Annotated in this window: 18 protein-coding genes; 2 read left to right on the forward strand and 16 right to left on the reverse strand. The window is 48.2% G+C overall.

The window, feature by feature from the left end; genetic code table 11:
* Nucleotides 1-56: 56 nt before the first annotated feature.
* The 9 genes from B4V02_RS14390 to B4V02_RS14430 all read right to left on the reverse strand — a co-directional run bounded on the left by B4V02_RS14390 (nucleotide 57) and on the right by B4V02_RS14430 (nucleotide 7606).
* Nucleotides 57-1073: an LLM class flavin-dependent oxidoreductase gene (locus B4V02_RS14390; protein WP_094155339.1), complete on the reverse strand. Its 1017-nt coding sequence runs from the start codon at nucleotides 1071-1073 to the stop codon at nucleotides 57-59.
* Nucleotides 1074-1088: 15 nt separating this feature from the next.
* A complete protein-coding gene (locus tag B4V02_RS14395; RefSeq protein WP_094155340.1) occupies nucleotides 1089-1841 on the reverse strand; it encodes an amino acid ABC transporter ATP-binding protein in 753 nt (250 codons plus the stop codon).
* On the reverse strand, nucleotides 1838-2548 hold the full coding sequence (locus B4V02_RS14400; protein ID WP_007430208.1) for an amino acid ABC transporter permease: 711 nt from the start codon (nucleotides 2546-2548) through the stop codon (nucleotides 1838-1840). The genes B4V02_RS14395 and B4V02_RS14400 overlap by 4 nt, the downstream gene beginning before the upstream one ends.
* Complete coding sequence (locus B4V02_RS14405; RefSeq protein WP_094155341.1) at nucleotides 2545-3324, reverse strand: amino acid ABC transporter permease; 780 nt, start codon at nucleotides 3322-3324, stop codon at nucleotides 2545-2547. The genes B4V02_RS14400 and B4V02_RS14405 overlap by 4 nt, the downstream gene beginning before the upstream one ends.
* A 75-nt stretch (nucleotides 3325-3399) precedes the next feature.
* Nucleotides 3400-4248 (reverse strand): transporter substrate-binding domain-containing protein, encoded by an 849-nt coding sequence (locus B4V02_RS14410; RefSeq protein WP_094155342.1) that lies wholly within the window; start codon nucleotides 4246-4248, stop codon nucleotides 3400-3402.
* Nucleotides 4249-4408: 160 nt separating this feature from the next.
* Nucleotides 4409-5299 carry a LysR family transcriptional regulator gene (locus B4V02_RS14415; RefSeq protein ID WP_094155343.1) on the reverse strand — a complete coding sequence of 297 codons (891 nt, stop codon included), beginning with the start codon at nucleotides 5297-5299 and terminating at the stop codon, nucleotides 4409-4411.
* Between the two features lie 109 nt (nucleotides 5300-5408).
* Nucleotides 5409-5936: an NADPH-dependent FMN reductase gene (ssuE, locus tag B4V02_RS14420; RefSeq protein ID WP_094155344.1), complete on the reverse strand. Its 528-nt coding sequence runs from the start codon at nucleotides 5934-5936 to the stop codon at nucleotides 5409-5411.
* Between the two features lie 17 nt (nucleotides 5937-5953).
* On the reverse strand, nucleotides 5954-7294 hold the full coding sequence (locus B4V02_RS14425; protein ID WP_007430203.1) for an LLM class flavin-dependent oxidoreductase: 1341 nt from the start codon (nucleotides 7292-7294) through the stop codon (nucleotides 5954-5956).
* A 42-nt stretch (nucleotides 7295-7336) separates the two neighbouring features.
* Nucleotides 7337-7606, reverse strand: a complete 270-nt coding sequence (locus B4V02_RS14430; protein ID WP_007430202.1) for a glutaredoxin family protein — start codon at nucleotides 7604-7606, stop codon at nucleotides 7337-7339.
* Between the two features lie 253 nt (nucleotides 7607-7859).
* Between B4V02_RS14430 and B4V02_RS14435 the strand changes: the two genes are divergently transcribed.
* Nucleotides 7860-8729, forward strand: a complete 870-nt coding sequence (locus B4V02_RS14435) for a DUF421 domain-containing protein (RefSeq protein WP_094155345.1) — start codon at nucleotides 7860-7862, stop codon at nucleotides 8727-8729.
* A 149-nt stretch (nucleotides 8730-8878) separates the two neighbouring features.
* Here the strand turns inward: B4V02_RS14435 and B4V02_RS14440 are convergent, their stop codons facing one another.
* From B4V02_RS14440 to B4V02_RS14465, 6 genes are all read right to left on the reverse strand, one after another.
* Nucleotides 8879-9979: a sensor histidine kinase gene (locus tag B4V02_RS14440; RefSeq protein WP_094155346.1), complete on the reverse strand. Its 1101-nt coding sequence runs from the start codon at nucleotides 9977-9979 to the stop codon at nucleotides 8879-8881.
* On the reverse strand, nucleotides 9976-10650 hold the full coding sequence (locus B4V02_RS14445; RefSeq protein WP_094155347.1) for a response regulator transcription factor: 675 nt from the start codon (nucleotides 10648-10650) through the stop codon (nucleotides 9976-9978). The genes B4V02_RS14440 and B4V02_RS14445 overlap by 4 nt, the downstream gene beginning before the upstream one ends.
* Nucleotides 10651-10709: 59 nt before the next feature.
* On the reverse strand, nucleotides 10710-11525 hold the full coding sequence (locus B4V02_RS14450; RefSeq protein ID WP_094155348.1) for an ABC transporter permease: 816 nt from the start codon (nucleotides 11523-11525) through the stop codon (nucleotides 10710-10712).
* Nucleotides 11522-12541, reverse strand: a complete 1020-nt coding sequence (locus B4V02_RS14455; protein WP_094157013.1) for an ATP-binding cassette domain-containing protein — start codon at nucleotides 12539-12541, stop codon at nucleotides 11522-11524. The genes B4V02_RS14450 and B4V02_RS14455 overlap by 4 nt, the downstream gene beginning before the upstream one ends.
* Before the next feature lie 138 nt (nucleotides 12542-12679).
* Complete coding sequence (locus tag B4V02_RS14460) at nucleotides 12680-13009, reverse strand: antibiotic biosynthesis monooxygenase family protein (RefSeq protein WP_094155349.1); 330 nt, start codon at nucleotides 13007-13009, stop codon at nucleotides 12680-12682.
* Nucleotides 13010-13177: 168 nt separating this feature from the next.
* Complete coding sequence (locus B4V02_RS14465) at nucleotides 13178-14371, reverse strand: GTP-binding protein (protein WP_094155350.1); 1194 nt, start codon at nucleotides 14369-14371, stop codon at nucleotides 13178-13180.
* A 190-nt stretch (nucleotides 14372-14561) separates the two neighbouring features.
* Here B4V02_RS14465 and B4V02_RS14470 point away from each other — a divergent pair, with 190 nt between their 5' ends.
* A complete protein-coding gene (locus tag B4V02_RS14470) occupies nucleotides 14562-15542 on the forward strand; it encodes a DMT family transporter (RefSeq protein WP_094155351.1) in 981 nt (326 codons plus the stop codon).
* A gap of 274 nt (nucleotides 15543-15816) precedes the next feature.
* Here the strand turns inward: B4V02_RS14470 and B4V02_RS14480 are convergent, their stop codons facing one another.
* The gene (locus tag B4V02_RS14480; protein ID WP_094155353.1) at nucleotides 15817-16791 is read right to left on the reverse strand and encodes an aldo/keto reductase; all 975 of its coding nucleotides are present in this window, start codon (nucleotides 16789-16791) and stop codon (nucleotides 15817-15819) included.
* Nucleotides 16792-17104 lie beyond the last annotated feature (313 nt).

Consider the following 17104-nt stretch of genomic DNA (forward strand, 5'->3'; position numbering starts at 1 on the left):
TCCCATTCCTCCTTCGTGAATCCAGAATAGTGTCAGCCTTTTCAAGCCGATAGCAGCTAGGATTGTACAAGCGATCCGGCAAAGGCTTCATGCAGCAGCTCGAATGAGCGCACGCGCTTTTCAATATCCCGTATTCCCGTCGTTACGATCAGCTCGTCAGCCTGATATTTTGCTTGAATTTCCGTCAACAAAGCATAAATTTCGTCTTTATTGCCTTTGTTAATTTGCGCTTCCGTAACTTCAATCGTATACTCTTCACCCGATTGCTTGCCGAATTCCTCTGCACTTTCCAGCGTTCCCACCGTCGCCGTTTTTCCACTGGCCAGAAGAATCTTGTACAGCTTATGCTCGCCTGCCAAGGCCGCGGCCTCCTCGGAGGTGTCAGCTACAATAACGGACAGTGCAAAAAGAACCTTCGGTTCACGTCCAAAGCTATAATCGAATGACTCCCGATACGTGCGGAATGCATCCAATGCCACCTGCTCACTGCTATTGATAAATTGCGAGAAAACATAAGGCAACCCCAAACGTGCGGCAATGCCAGCACTGTCTGTGCTTGTACCCAAAACGTAAATTTCCGCCGGTGTTTCCGGAATCGGATTCGCCTGTAGTCCGGCTAGCGGCCCTTCTTCAGACGGGATATTATGAATGTAACGACTTACTTCATCAATTTTTTCTTCCAGAGAAGGCGCATCATGCACGTTGCGCTGCAATGCCTGTGTGGACTTTGGTAATCCACCCGGTGCACGCCCAATGCCCAAATCTACGCGACCCGGCGCAAGAGATGCCAGCACATTGAAGTTTTCGGCCACTTTATACGGGCTGTAATGCTGAAGCATCACCCCGCCAGAGCCGATTTTAATATGCTCGGTACGTGCCAGCAAATGGGAAATGAGTACCTCTGGCGAAGAGCCCGCGACCTGCTCGGAATCATGATGCTCTGATACCCAAAAGCGTGAAAACCCCAATTCCTCTACACGCTGTGCCAGTTTAATCGTGTTGCGAAGCGCCTGTGCTGCTGTTTCTCCCTCGCCTATAGGGCTTTGATCCAACACTCCGATTTTAATACTCATGTCTCCCTCTCCCGTCTATATTGAGTAATTATATTCTGGTGTAATCCGTTTCAGGAATTGCTTGGTCCGTTCTTCTTTGGGGTGGTTAAAAATATCGTCCGGTGTGCCTTCCTCGATGACATGACCGCCATCCATGAATACCACATGATTGGAAACATCTCGCGCAAAGCCCATTTCATGCGTAACGACAATCATCGTAATGCCTTCCTTCGCGATCTTGCGAATCACCGACAGCACCTCGCCCACCAGTTCAGGGTCCAGCGCCGAGGTCGGTTCATCGAACAAAATCACTTCCGGGTTCAGCGCCAAAGCACGCGCAATGCCGACACGCTGCTGCTGTCCACCGGATAGCTGGCTCGGATAATGATGCAGCTTCTCGCCCAGACCGACCTTTTCCAGCACTTCAATGCTGATTTTTTTCGCTTCCTCCGGCTTCACCTTACGGACGACGACAAGTCCCTCCATGACGTTTTCCAGCGCCGTTTTATGCTTGAACAAATTGTATTGCTGAAAGACCATGGCCGTCTTTTGCCGTAAAGCCAGAACATCCTTTTTCGCAGGCCGCTTGCAGCTTACCGTAAAATCACCGATGCTGACTTCCCCGTCATTCGGCTTTTCCAGGTAATTGATGCAGCGCAGCAAGGTCGTTTTGCCAGAACCGCTCGGGCCCAGAATAACGACGACCTCGCCTTTGTTCACGGTCAAATCAATGCCTTTGAGCACCTCATGCTTGCCGAACGATTTCGTTATATTTTGCAGACGGATCATGATGCTCTACCTCCATGAAACACATTGATTTTTTTCTCTACCAACCCGGATATTCGCTCAATCAGCACCGTCAACCCCCAGAAGAGCAGAGCGGCCGCAATATATACCTCTAAATATTTCCAGTTCGTAGATGCCAGAATTTCAGCCTGTGCCTGGATTTCTGTCACCGAAACCGTGAAGGCCAAGGTGGAGCCATGAAGCATCCCAATCACAGAATTCGTCAGGTTCGGCAAGCTCACCACGAACGCCTGCGGAAATACGATTCGTCTCAGCACTTGCCACGTCGTCATGCCGACCGCATAGGCTGCCTCGATCTGCCCCCGGTTCACCGATTGAATACCGGAACGGACGACCTCAGACATATACGCGCCACTGGTAATGGAAAATGAAATGAGTGCAAATACCATATAGGGAACGTCTTTGGAATGAAACGACCAGCCAAAATGCTTCGCTCCCGCATCAATCAACAAAGGCAAGCTGAAATAAATAAGCAGCAAATGCATCAGCATCGGTGTACCCCGGATAAAGGTCACATAACCGTGCGAAATCTGGGACAACACAGGCACCTTATAAATTCGGGCCAGCGCCGTTATAATTCCGATGACCAGCCCTGCCAGTACGGAAACCACCGTAATGATTAACGTGTTGGGCAGCGCGGAGAACAGCCCCAAAAAAGCGGTATACATAAATCCAAAGTCCAGACTCATATGCCTTTGCCCCCTTTGCTGAGACGTGGACTTCTCAGGTGCCGTACCACAAAGCCTTTTCGTTGTTCAGGCTCTTTCCGGGCGGTATCCCGATGTTCATGTCGGAGAAGCACATTTTCCAGCACCTTGAACAATTTTTGTAAAATCAGGCTGATCACCAGATAAATCAGAGACAGTGCAATATAGGTTTCAACAAAATGCTGGGTAGCCGAGCCTAATGTCTGTGATTTCCCTGTCATCTCCATCGCTCCGATGGTAAACGCCAGCGAAGTATCCTTCAGATTGCCAATCACCAAATTGGAAAATACCGGAACCACAACAGCCAGCGCTTGCGGCAATATAATGCGTGTAAAGGTCTGATATCCGGTCATGCCGACCGACTGTGCTGCCTCGATCTGTCCACGGTCTACGGCTTCCACACCTGACCGGATAATCTCCGAAATAAATGCCCCGCTGTTGAGCGCGTAGGTCGCTATGGCAAACCACAGCACATCCCATCTGGAGGAGTTGATATCAACCAGCTTCAGCAGCTCCGGCAAGCCGTAATACACCAGAAACAGCTGGATTAAAATAGGCGTTCCACGAAAAAAGGAAACATACACCTGAGAAACACGTTTGAGAAAAGGAATGTTATACATGCGAGGCAGCGCAACCAACAGACCGATCATCAGCCCCAATACGAGCGAGCTTGCCACTATAAACAACGTGATGTGCAAATAAGACAGCATTTTCGGAATAAAGCTAAAAACATAGTCAATGTTGAACTCTCTGCTCATACACCTGCCTCCTTCCTATACATCAGCGGTCAGAATACACGGAGTACCCTGACCGCTGAACATTCAAACCTATCCTTATTTCTTGCTGCTGCCTTCCTTTTTCACATCTTCCAGAGACTTGGTAAAGTCCTCTCCGAGCCACTTCACGCTCAGCTTTGACAGCGTGCCGTCGTCCTTGACTTCCTGAATCGCTTTGTCCAGATCGTCCGCCAGACCCTGCTCATTTTTGTTCAGTACATACAATACATCCGATTGAGTCAGAGGATCACCGACGGTTTTCAGAGCTACTTCTCCTTTTTCATCCGTGTTAAAACGGTTCGCAAAATCTGTCGTAATAGTAGCATCTATACGGCCGCTCGTAATTTGCTGCACCGTATCATTGGCTGCACCGCTCGTATACACAATGTTCAAGGCGTTCCCGTGAGTTTTGTTGTACTCCTTTAACACATAGGCTGCATTACTGGTTGGGCTGGTAAGTACCTTTTTCCCTTTCAAATCATCAATCGAATGGACCGTATTGTTATCCTTTGCTACGGCAACTCTGTTCAGGAAAATACTATACGGATTTTTGTTGAACAGATATTTGGCTTCGCGCTCCGGGTTCTTTTCCATTTGATGAGATACCATGTCGATTTTACCGGCATCCAGACTCAGCAGCAGATTGCCGAAGTCCATTGTTTTGAATTCAAATTCGTATTGAGGCAGGCGCTTGTCCAGTTCCTTGATCAGTTCCACATCAAAGCCTGTTAGATTTCCGTTTTCGTCAATAAAGCATACATTTTTGAATTGAGTACCCGTGCCTACGATAATTTTCTTCACGTCTCCATCTGAACCCGACGCGCCAGACGCGTTATCTGAGGAACCGCAGCCTGCTATCACCAGAATCATCGCCACAACAGACAATAATGCAAACCACTTCTTCATATGAATCCCCCTCGTCTCTTGGTATATCAGCAGTTTGCGACATACATGCTAGCTACAATATTTAGTATTTAATAATTCCTATAAGTTTAATCGGTTTTTAGATGTGACTAATTTAACACCTGGAATCATATACGTCAATCCACCAGGTAATAGAACTTTTCTATAGCAAAACAGCCTCGCGGAAGCCATCTGTCAACGCATCTGCAAAATCCGATGTCACTGCACAGTCTTCTTTGGTTGCCACAATGCTAATCTGCATAGATACACTAGCCACCTCAGGCACATGAATGCGGAACAATTTCTTATCCTTCACTTCACGACTTACACAGACATCCGGCAAAAAGGCAATGCCCGCTTCTTCCAATACCAGCTTTTTGGCCGTAACCACATTATCTACCTGAAACGCAATATCCGGCGGCTGCTCCAGTGATTCAAAAGCCCGATGAATTCTCATCCAATCCAATGATCCGCATTCAAAAAACACCAGTGTTTCATGTTGGATATCCTGAATGCTGGCCTTGCCTGTCTTCATAAACGGATGACCCTCGTATACATACAGAGAAATAGGATCTTCATAAAAAGCCAGCGTGCGAATGGCCGGGTGCATCACTTTACGGACAAAACTAATATCTACCTCACGGTTCAACAGCTTTTGTACCAGTTGATCCGTCGTAGCCGTCACAATTTTGTAGTTAACCTCCGGATAGCGGGCGCGGAGCTGCTTTAAAATCTCAGGAATGATATAGTTCGACACCGATATCGTGCAGCCGATTCGAATTTGCTGAGGAGCCTTCTTGCGCTGTTGAAGCTTTTGCTTTCCTTTTTGCAGTACCTGTAGCATCTGCTCCGCATAGGGAAGAAACTTCCGTCCATCCTCCGTCAGAACAGTTTGCTTGCTTTGGCGGTCAAACAGCTTGCATTCCAGCTCGCGCTCCAGCGTCTGAATCCGTGCTGTGACAGAGGGCTGTGACAAGAACAACGCTTCTGCCGCCTTGTTAAAACTGCCATAGTGATTCACGTATACAAAGGCTTCCATATTCTCGATATTCATACGCAAGTCCCCCAGTGAGTTTATATACATTTATCCAATATGTTAACTCGGTTTTTTGTATCATAAAACTCACTGAACGACCTGTCAATGGACATATTGAAAATATCTATCACTTTAATAGCCCATTCAGCTCTTTCACAGAACGGTCCAAGCGTGCAACCAATTCTTCGGACAACCCGTATGCTTCATCCGGCAGCCGTTCAACCCACTGATCCAACGCATACACACCGCCAAGAATATGTCTTCCGCCCAGCGCGTTGAGAACTGGCTTCAAGGCATAGTCTATGACCAGCAGGTGAGCCAGCGTGCCACCAATAAATAAAGGAAGTACAGGTTTGCCTCTCAGTCCCTCCTGTGGAACCAAATCCAAAAATATCTTCAACAGGCCGGAATAGGCGGCTTTGTACACGGGAGAAGCCACGATGATGGCATCTGCTGCTGCAATCAGCGCAAGTGCTTCAGTAACAGCGGGACTGTTAAAGTTGGCCTTCACCAAGTCCTCGGCTGGCAAGTCGGCCACATTCAGCAAGGTGGTCTCCGCTCCGGCCTGCTGCAATTGCTCGGTCGTATAGTTAATCAAGCCATATAGACGGGATTGTGTAGACGGACTGCCTGACAGGATGACAACCTTGGACATATTTCTACCTCCTTCTGTTATGCGTCTACCTTCACTTTGGATCTGGCCGCTGTGTAACGGTTCTCTGGAATCGGCACGCCCAGGTTTTCACGCAGTGTGCTAAATTCATAATCCTGACGGTAAATGCCGCGTTCCTGCAAAATAGGCACAACCAGATTTACAAAGTCATGCAGACCCGATGGCACATCAGAGCCGATAATAAATCCGTCTGCCCCTTTTCTTTCAAACCACTCCTGCACCCGATCCGCCACCTGCTCAGCAGTCCCGATAAAAGAGGTTCTCGGTGTAGCCGAACGCAATGCAACCTCGCGCAGAGTCAGATTTTGCTCTTTGGCTGTCCGTTTGATTTTATCTGTACCGCTGCGGAACGCATTGCTGCCAATACCATCAAGCTCAGGGAATGGCTCATCCAGCGGATATTGTGAGAAATCATGATGATCGAAGAAACGTCCCAAATATTTTAACGCGGCCTCAATCGTCACCAGATTGGTGATCTCCTCATACTTCCGTTCCGCTTCTTCCGTCGTACTGCCAATAATCGGTGAAATGCCCGGTAAAATGACGATATCCTCTTCCGATCTGCCATAGCGGACCGCCCGTTCCTTCACATCACGATAAAACTGCTGTGCTTCCTCCAATGTTTCATGTCCCGTAAACACAGCGTCCGCTTCCTTCGCAGCCAGGTTTTTACCATCCTCTGAAGAACCTGCCTGGAAAATAACCGGCTGTCCCTGCTTGGAACGCCCAATATTCAATGGACCCTGCACAGAGAAGAACTCACCTTTATGATTCAGCGTATGCAGCTTTTCAGGGTCAAAGAATACGCCGGTTTCCTTATCACGAATGAACGCATCCTCTTCCCATGAATCCCACAGCCCTTTGGTTACCTGCAAATATTCATCGGCAATCTTATAGCGCTGCGGATGCGACGGATGCTCGCCTTTGTTAAAATTAAGAGCAGAGCCTTCCAGCGGAGAAGTTACCACATTCCAGCCTGCACGACCGCCACTGATATGATCAATGGAAGAAAACTGGCGTGCTACCGTAAACGGCTCGCTATAGGAAGTCGACAGTGTACCAACCAATCCGATATGCTTGGTTACCCCGGCCAAAGCGGACAAAATCGTAATGGGTTCAAAACGGTTTAGAAAGTGAGGAATGGATTTTTCGTTAATAAACAGACCATCTGCGATAAATACAAGATCAAACTTGCCTTCCTCTGCCTTTTGCGCCTGTGTTTTATAAAATTCAAAATTAACACTCGCGTCCGCAGGCACTTCGGGGTGACGCCAAGTCGTCATGCTTCCCCCAACACCGTGAATAATGGCGCCAAATTTAATTTGTCTATTCTTAGCCATGAACTCTTCCACCTTTCTTGAAAATAATGATTTCCCGTCGGCTTATACCGCTTGATTGTAACTTTCCAGCACTTTAGCCAACTCTTCCAGATCCGGGTTGAGCAGGGCTTCATATTTGTTATCCCCACCCACCTCTACCACAGGGACATAACGAATACCATATTTGGTCTCCAGCACATCACGCAGCGCATCATTTCCGTCTACTTGAATATTTTCATACGGCTGATTTTGGGATTCCAGGTACGATTTGATCTCTCCACAAAAATGACAGCCGGTTTTACTCCACAGAACAACTTTAGGTTTGGACGACATACACATACCTCCGTGAGCTTAATGTTTATAATCCCGATGAATTAAATAAGAATTATATTTATAATGTATCCTGCTCCCCCCTTTCCGTCAATCGCTCGGCTAATAGACATCGACAATGCAACGATAGAAAATTTTAATATGCTTTAAACGGTTTATCTAAATTAAAGTGCTCGCGTTTAAACTAATCCTGGTGCGGATATGCTTGGAATATTAGCGCACTTGCGGCAATATGAAATGAAATGAGGTGGAGCAAATGCAGGATTGGGCCGAGGTTGCTACACGCACATTAATGGCTGTCGCTGTATTATTTTTAATTGCCAAAATTCTCGGAAAACGTCAAGTATCCCAGCTTTCCGTGTTCGAATATATAACCGGAATCACGATAGGGAATCTGGCCGCTACCATTCCTATGGAACGAGAAGCTACTTGGTACTTGGGCTTTATAGCCTTGGCAGTATGGATCCTGACAACATTTGTCATTGAAATATTGCAAATTAAAAGCAAGAAAATCAGAGATTTTACCGATGGAAAGACCACTACTCTGATCAAAGACGGCAAAATTTTAGAGGATAATATGAGAAAGGAACGGCTTACACTAGATGAGCTCATGGAGCAGCTGCGGGGTAAAAATGCATTCAAGGTATCTGACGTGGAATTTGCGATTATGGAAACCAGTGGTGAGATCAACGTGCTGCTGACCAAAGACAAGCAGCCGGTGACCCTTAAGGACCTCAATATGCTGCAGCTGCCGGAGAAGGAACCAACAGCCATTATTATGGATGGACAAGTCATGGAGCAGCAAATGGCCTACATAGGAATTACGCAACAATGGCTGGATGCAAAGCTGAAAGAAAAAAGTCTGACGGTCAAAGACGTATTTTTCGCACAGGTGGACCAGCAAGGGGAGCTGTACATTGACCAATACAGCGATAACGTACAGATGTCCAAGGTACAGGACTCTAATCAAGCCGTGCTGACGCTGCTGCAGCAATGTACAACCGAGCTGCAAAAGCTGGCCTTGAGTTCCAGTGAACAGCAAAGAAAGCAGTTGTATGAGCTATGCTCACACAACTTGAAGGAAGCTATCCAGGAAATGCAGCCGGTAAATTCGTCTAAATCCTGAGCTTATACGTATATGAATATAACAATATAAGTATGGGAACCAAAAGGGAGCGTATTATCAGCCGTTTACGGCTTTGAAGGCGCTCCCTTTAACCTGTCATGATTTCATCAAGTCATCAACATTTTATTTATTACTGTACCGGAGTGCGGTCAGCAGTTGCTGCTGCCTTTCTTTGCTTCCTGGTGCAGTGGCAGCAACACTGTAAATGCCGTTCCTTCCCCCACCCTGCTGGACACCGAGATCGAGCCGGAATGCATCTCCGTTATTTTATGGACGATGGAAAGTCCCAAGCCGCTGCCTCCTACAGTTCGCGCCCGTGACTTGTCTGTTTTATAAAATCGCTCGAAAATGCGCTGCTGATCCTGTTCGTCGATGCCCAGTCCCGTATCGGCAATGCAGACAATCGCCTGATCACCGTTACTTGAAAGAGAAACAGATATGCTTCCGCTCTCTGGTGTAAATTTAATGGCATTGTGAAGGAGATTCACCCAAGCCTGGCCCATCAGATCCTCGTCCGCGTGGACCTCAACTTTATCCGCCTCCACAGTCATGTCGATTTTTTTAGCCTCCCATTGCGGCTCGCAGGCCAAGATAAGCGATATCAGTTGTTTGTCCAGCCGATAAGGGGACGGACGAAACGGATGCCGCTCTGAATCCAGAACAGCCAGCTTCATGAGATTATCGCTTAGCTTGGACAGACGTGTACATTCCGTCTCGATAATCGTCAAATACCGGTCCCGCTGCTCACGATCCAGATTCTCGTCCTTGAGCGCCTTGGCAAATCCGATGATCGAGGTCAGCGGTGAGCCGATTTCATGGGATACGTTCGAAACAAACTCTTCCCGCAGCTCTTCCATAGCCTTTAGATTTGCCACCATATCATTGATGCCGTCCACCAGTTGTACATAAGGATGCGGCCTCCGAGGTTTTCCGTTTCTCCAGCCGAAGTCCCAATCCAGATTAATGTGGAAGTCCCCTTGTGAAATGCGTTTTAAAGCGTCGATCATTTCGGTAAAAAAATGCTGCTCTCTAGGCTGAATGAAGCGCCTGACAACCATGCTGATGATACTGAAGAAGAAAAAGCCAAGCGTCGCATTAATAAGAAAGGCGAACAAGTCATGGGGAGCCCATGACATGCGCGAATAGATCGCCGCCGTAATAAAGAACGCGGCAGTCCAGCTAAGATACAGCGCCAATATTACCAGTAGGACTCTCGCAAGGATATGGAGTAACCCCGATTCCCGCTTCATTGCTGTACCTCCAGCCGATAACCCAATCCCCGAATCGTGCTGATCCGGAAGGAATGGCCTGCCTCCGGAAACCGTTCCCGAAGGCGCTTGATATGCACATCAACCGTTCTTTCGTCTCCCTCGTAATCATAACCCCAGATCTGTTCGATCAACTGGTCGCGGGTAAAGGTTTTGCCAGGATAGCTGGCCAGCTTGAAGAGCAGCTCAAATTCCTTGCGGGGCAGGGTAATCTCCTTCTCCCCAGCCCGGCACTCAAATGTATCGCTGCGCAGGACAAGCTCTCCGACAGTTACCGATTTTGAAGCCATGATCCGATAGCGTTTTAATAAAGCCTTCACGCGTGCGACAAGTACCATGGGGTCGAAGGGCTTGACAAGATAGTCGTCCGTTCCAAGTGCGAAGCCTTTCACGATCTGTGACGTCTCTCCCTTGGCTGTCAGCATAAGCAATGGCAGGTCGGTCTGCTCGCGCAGCTTACGGCACAGCTCCCAACCATCCATTCCCGGCATCATGATATCAAGAACCATCATGTCGACCTTGATTTCATCAAAAATGCGCAGAGCGTCCAAACCATCCACCGCCCCAACTACCTCCAGACCTTCCAGTCTCAAAAAGTGTCCGACCAGTTCACGAATGTGCGGGTCATCATCAACGACCAATACACGCGTCATTTCGATCCCCCTAACTAACTCTGTCTTAAACCTCTCGTCCTCGTCAAGAAGACCTCCATTTATGCTTTACGCATATAGGCACGCACCGTAAGCGGCGCGAAGACCGCCACAATAACTGCAGCACCAAGCAGGGAGATTGCCAGTTCCCGGCCAACCATTCCCGTATTCGCCAGCTCCCTGACCGCATTCACAAGATGTGAAATCGGGTTGACGTTCACAAACCACTGCAGCCAGCCAGGCATAGTGCCCACAGGCACAAATGCGTTGGAAACAAAGGTGAGCGGAAACAGAACAATCATGGATATGCCCTGTACACTGGAAACAGTGCGGGCAATCACGCCAAAGAAGGCGAAAATCCAACTGACTGCCCAGGAACACACGATGACCAGAAGCGCGGCGATAGCGACATTCAGCAGTCCACCCCCTGGCCGATACCCCATAATATACCCCATAGCGAAGGTAAGTACAGTCGCTATGGTATACCGGATGCTGTCGGCCAGCAAAGCCCCGGCCAAAGGCGCAATCCGTGCAATCGGGAGTGATTTGAACCTGTCGAACACTCCCTTGTCCATATCCTCACGCAGTTGGACGCCGGTAACGACGGAGGTCGAAATGACAGTCTGCACGAGGATACCTGGAATGATGACCGGCAAATAATGCTGCACATCTCCTGAGATGGCGCCGCCAAAGATATAGGTAAACATAAGGGTGAAAATAATCGGCTGGAGCGTGACATCAAACAATTGCTCGGGAGTATGCCGGAGCTTCAGAACCCCCCGGTAGGCCATCGTCATGGAGTTGGCGAACGCCTGCCTGAAACTCACGGACTTTTTCAATGTGCGATCGGAAGATGTCATATCAATGGTGCTTTTCATGCTCTCACCCCTTCCACAACATGCGCGCCTTGGGCCGACTGCTGCTCATTTACTTCTACCCCATGACCAGTGATGGACAGAAACACCTCGTCAAGCGTCGGCTTCTGCACACTCATCTCTACCAGATGAATCTCTCCGGCACGGAGGGCGATCAGCAGATCCGTCACCCGATCAGCATTGGCCATCGGAGAAATGATCTTTCCAGCCTCCACCAATACGCTGGCCTTGACTGAAAGCACCTGTTCAACGATCTGGGCAGCCCTCTCAATGTCCTGTTGATTTTGCACTCTGAGCTGCAGAGTCGACGCCCCCACTGCCGCTTTCAGTTCGTCCACCGTACCCTCGGCGACTACCCGGCCATGGTCGATCACCGCTATTCGGTCAGCAAGCTGATCTGCCTCGTCGAGGTACTGGGTCGTGAGCAATACGGTGGAACCTGACTTCACCAGACGCCGGATCGTGTCCCACATCTGGGTACGTGTGCGCGGGTCCAGTCCCGTGGTCGGCTCATCCAGGAAGATCAGTGGCGGCTTGGCAATGAGACTTGCGGCCAAATCCAGGCGGCGGCGCATGCCTCCGGAGAAATGCTTTAACGGTCGCTTGGCTGCTTCGGTCAAGCCAAATTCCTCCAACAGCTCCGCTGCCTTATGACGTGCCTCCGCACGTCCCAGTCCGAGCAGCCTGGAGAAAATGATCAGATTCTCGGTAGCGCTAAGCGACTCATCGACCGATGCGTACTGGCCTGTCACACCGATCAATTGACGCACAACCTGTGGCTCCTTTACTGCATCGTGCCCGAAGATGCGCGCTGATCCCCCATCAGGCCGCAATAACGTTGACAGCATTCGGATGGTAGTCGTCTTGCCTGCTCCATTAGGACCAAGCACACCGTAGATCGTACCGGCACGCACATTCAGATCGACACCGTCAACCGCACGCTTATCGCCAAAAACTTTAACGAGTCCCTTTGCTTCAATGGCCAAGGCCTCTTTTCTGTCTGTATAATCCACTTTGATTTCCTCCCTACAACGGTTTCTATAGAGAGGATAACCCACATTTATGAACTGAATATGAATAGAACCGTTTGTAAAATCATCGACAATCACTTCCTTTTTAATGGAAGGACCAATCCCACTCGAAGAATGACAGATGCTTTACACTGTAAAAAAATAATCTCGTTCTACCTTGCTCACTCTTAAACCAAATGTTCTATACCACTCGGATTTCCCTTTCTCCTGTGCTATCTTGTGCAGCTCGTTATGTTTCCAATGTTTTATAGCGTCCAGGGACTCCCAATAGGAAACTGTGATGCCTACTCCATTTTGGTCACGAACACTTTCCATGCCCAGAAAACCCGGTTGTTCAGCAGCCAGTTTCTCCATTTTGTCTCCCATCATTCCGTATCCGCCATCTCCTTCAGTACGTTCGGAAGTAAAGATAGCAGCATAATAAGGGGGCTGTGGCGTTTTTGCAATTGAACTCATAAGTGTACCTCCCAGAGATTAAATGGTTATCAGCTTTTTCTTAAGTAAGGATTTTGCAAAATCCTCAAATTCGATTATAACCACAAGACTGAGATAAAAAAATGAATATATATGATACTATACCTATTCGCTATATCTTTACATCCTGTTTCATTCAGAGACGAATCATTATTGCCCGTCTGGCCACGGCAGAGGATTTTCAAAATCAGACCAATCCATGTTCATCTCCGTATCGTTCAGCAGACATTGATCCAGTTCCTCTTCCAGGTCCGATTGCTCCATTCCGATACCGATCATGACGATTTCGTTCATGCGATCCCCCCATTGCTCGTCCCAATTGTCCAGAGCTTCTGGGTCGGCTGCGACGATCTCCTGCCGTTCTTCTTCCGACAACGCGGCAAGCCAGCTTCCCGCCGGTCCAAACTGAATGGATGGGCCTGCCTGGCTAATACTCGCTGCCCAATCCTGAGGTGTCGCAATCCAGACCAAACCTTTGGCGCGCACGACCTCCTGCGGCCAATAGCTCATAAATTCAGCCAGTCTGGCAGGATGAAACGGTCTTCTGCGGCGATACACAAAGGAGTGAATACCATATTCGTCCGTTTCCGGGGTATGACTATCCAGCTCCAGCTCTCGAATCCACCCAGCCGATTGACTGGCCTTGTCAAAATCAAAAAGCCCTGTATTCAAAATGTCCGAAGGAGCGACCTGTCCCTTAGTAGTACGAATGATTTTGGCTTCAGGCTGTAATTTGCGCAGCACACCCTCCAGCTTGTCCAGCTCGGCAGGCTGAACCAGATCGCATTTATTCAGAATGAGTACATCACACGTTTCAATCTGGTCAATTAGCAGATCTGAGACATCACGCATGTCGTCTTCTCCAGTAGCCTGCCTACGATCCAGCAGTGTTTCCCCTGATTCAAAATCATGCCAGAAGCGGTTTGCATCGACCACGGTCACCATGCAATCCAGTTTTGCCAAGGAGGATAAATCAATGCCCGTTGCTTCATCGGTGTACGTAAAGGTTTGAGCGATGGGCACAGGCTCACTAATTCCTGTCGATTCAATTAAAATATAATCAAATTCGCCCTGTTCGGCCAGTTTCTTGACCTCCAGCAATAAATCCTCACGCAATGTACAGCATATACAGCCATTGGACAGCTCCACCAGTTTTTCTTCAGTTCTGGACAAGCCTCCTTCTTTTTTAACCAATTCGGCATCTATATTTACTTCACTCATGTCATTAACGATCACCGCCACTTTCATTCCGTCCCGATTGTTTAATACATGATTCAAAATCGTCGTTTTCCCTGCACCCAAATATCCGCTCAGCACAGTTACCGGTATTGCTTTTTTATTCATTGACAGAATGCTCCCTTTGCTATTTGTTTGTTATGTCACATTTTTAAATCGTAATGATTACTATTAAAGTCGGCATTCAGTAATATACAGCATCCCTTTTGCCTTGTCAACGACGAAGAATGTCTTGAAATAAATGATCAAACATTATTATTATGGGTAATAACAATATTTAAAGAATAAGGTGAATGTGTTGCGATCCATTTGGCTAGGTGTATTGGCTGCTTTGTTTTTTGCTTTTACATTTGTTCTCAATCGGTCTATGGAGCTGTCTGGCGGGAGCTGGATTTGGAGTGCTTCATTGCGGTATGTGTTTATGGTTCCTATTTTACTCGTCATTGTTATGAGCCGGCAGAAGCTTAAGCCTCTTTGGATCGTCATGAAGGAACGACCGGGAACATGGCTGTTATGGAGCTTCATCGGATTTGGCTTATTTTATGCTCCATTATGCTTCGCATCGGCTTATTCGCCGGGTTGGTTGATTGCGGGTACTTGGCAAGTTACCATTATTTCCGGTTCTCTGCTTGTGCCGTTATTTACAGAGGTTGTACAAACGGTGAACGGGCCAGTAAAGGTGCGCGGAAAAATCCCCATTCAAGGACTTATGATGTCTCTGATTATTTTAGTTGGAATTCTACTCATGCAAAACGAGCAGGCACAATCCATTTCTACACAAGATTTTTTGTTTGGCTTCCTGCCGGTCATCATTGCCTCCTTCGCATATCCATTAGGTAACCGCAAAATGATGGAGGTTTGTGCAGGACGGTTAGATGCCTATCAACGTGTGCTCGGGATGACTTTAGCCAGTTTGCCCTTCTGGTTATTGCTTTCACTATACGGAGTGTTCAGTGCAGGAATGCCAAGTAAGGATCAGACGATACAGTCTGCTCTGGTAGCCGTCTTTTCAGGAGTGATCGCGACGGTTCTATTTTTTAAAGCAACGGATCAGGTGCGCGGAAATATGCAAAAGCTGGCGACCGTTGAAGCAACACAATCTCTGGAAGTGCTGTTCGCATTAATGGGGGAACTGATCTTTTTATCCATCCCAACTCCGTCACTTCTATCATGGGTGGGTATGTTCGTCGTCATCCTCGGTATGGTTCTGCACAGCTATGTTGCACACTATAAGAAACCGGATCAACGACTGGTATCCAAAAAGATAGACACGGTCTAACGTATTACTGTTTCGCGTGCATGGGCTTACTTCATAAGCCATGAAATGGGTACTTGAGATAACCTTTCTTGGAGTAGGATCAACGTCTGCACTTGATATTTCCCTTGCCCATAATATTCCAAAGCAAGCCGCCAATGACCAAAAACGCAAAGCAGCGATTCTCCAATAACGAGAGAATCGCTGCTTTGCTGGCTTTTTACGGTTTCTAAAGTGAACAGGACTGTCTCATTCGCAGAAAATCTTACTTTTGCGACAGCCCCTTGAATATGAATTATTACCAAGCGTAAGCTTCCGGCGCAGGTTTGCCCGGGCCGGGGAAAATCTCGTTCAGCCTGGCAAGCACATCGTCAGTCAATTTGACCTCAGGCACCCGCAAAGCATCTTCCAGCTGTTCCAAGGTCCGCGGACCGATAATTGGAGCGGTTACAGCCGGGTGGGACAGCACCCAAGCCAGTGCTATCACGTCCTCCTTCTCGCCCAGCTCGCGGGACAATGCTGCAAATTGCTCTAGCTTGGCACGGTTCTGTTCCACCTTTTCCTTGGCCCGTGCACTACGGGAGCCTGTACCTGCCAATGCATTACGTCCCAGCAGTCCACCTGCCAACGGGCTCCAAGGGATCACACCCAGTCCCAATGCTTGAGCTGCCGGCAATACTTCCAGCTCGGCAGAACGTTCATTCAGATTGTACAGATGCTGCTCAGATACAAGACCGAGAAAACGTCTTGCCTTCGCTTCGGCCTGCGCTACAGCGATGTGCCAGCCCGCAAAGTTACTGGAGCCGATATAATCCACTTGTCCCCGATCCACAACGGATTCGAACACACCCCACAGTTCATCCCATGAGACGTTCCGGTCAATGTGGTGCATTTGATACAGCTCGATATGATCGGTTTGCAAGCGTTTCAGAGAAGCATCCAGATGACGGCGAATTTTGTAAGCAGACAAGCCTGATCCTGCGTTTGGTCCGTCATTTTCATTTTTCATGTCCCCGTATACCTTTGTCGCCAGCACAACCTTCTCACGTCTTCCGCCACCCTGCTGGAACCAGCGCCCGATAATTTCCTCTGTCCAGCCTTTGCGGTCACGCCCATATACATTGGCTGTATCAAAGAAGTTAATGCCCGCATCCAACGCGGCATCCATGATTTTAAACGCTTCCTTTTCTTCGGTTTCCGGTCCGAAATTCATCGTGCCCAGACATAACCGACTAACCTTCAAGCCTGACTTGCCCAAGTATGAATACTCCACACTGCCTCCCGCCTTTGCTTAAGATTTATAAATTCCGCTAAAATTGCATAAAAAAAGACCATACCCATTTCATTCACCAGAAAAAACCATTTTGAAACATTCCAAAATGCATTTTTAGTTTGGATAGCGTATGCAAAAAAAGCCTCACGCATTGCCGAAGCCGCAAACGCGAGGCATCTCCCCTCCTACTACCCGCCGAATGTTAAAGAAAGTGACTTTACGGTGGTTGCCAGCGGAGCGGAGGATTTGAATCTGGAGAAGCGGAGCGTTCGCCTTTGCCACGGGATTCTTACCTTTTCATGTCCTATCCAAT

This window comes from Paenibacillus kribbensis (assembly GCF_002240415.1).
GTDB classification, from domain to species: domain Bacteria; phylum Bacillota; class Bacilli; order Paenibacillales; family Paenibacillaceae; genus Paenibacillus; species Paenibacillus kribbensis.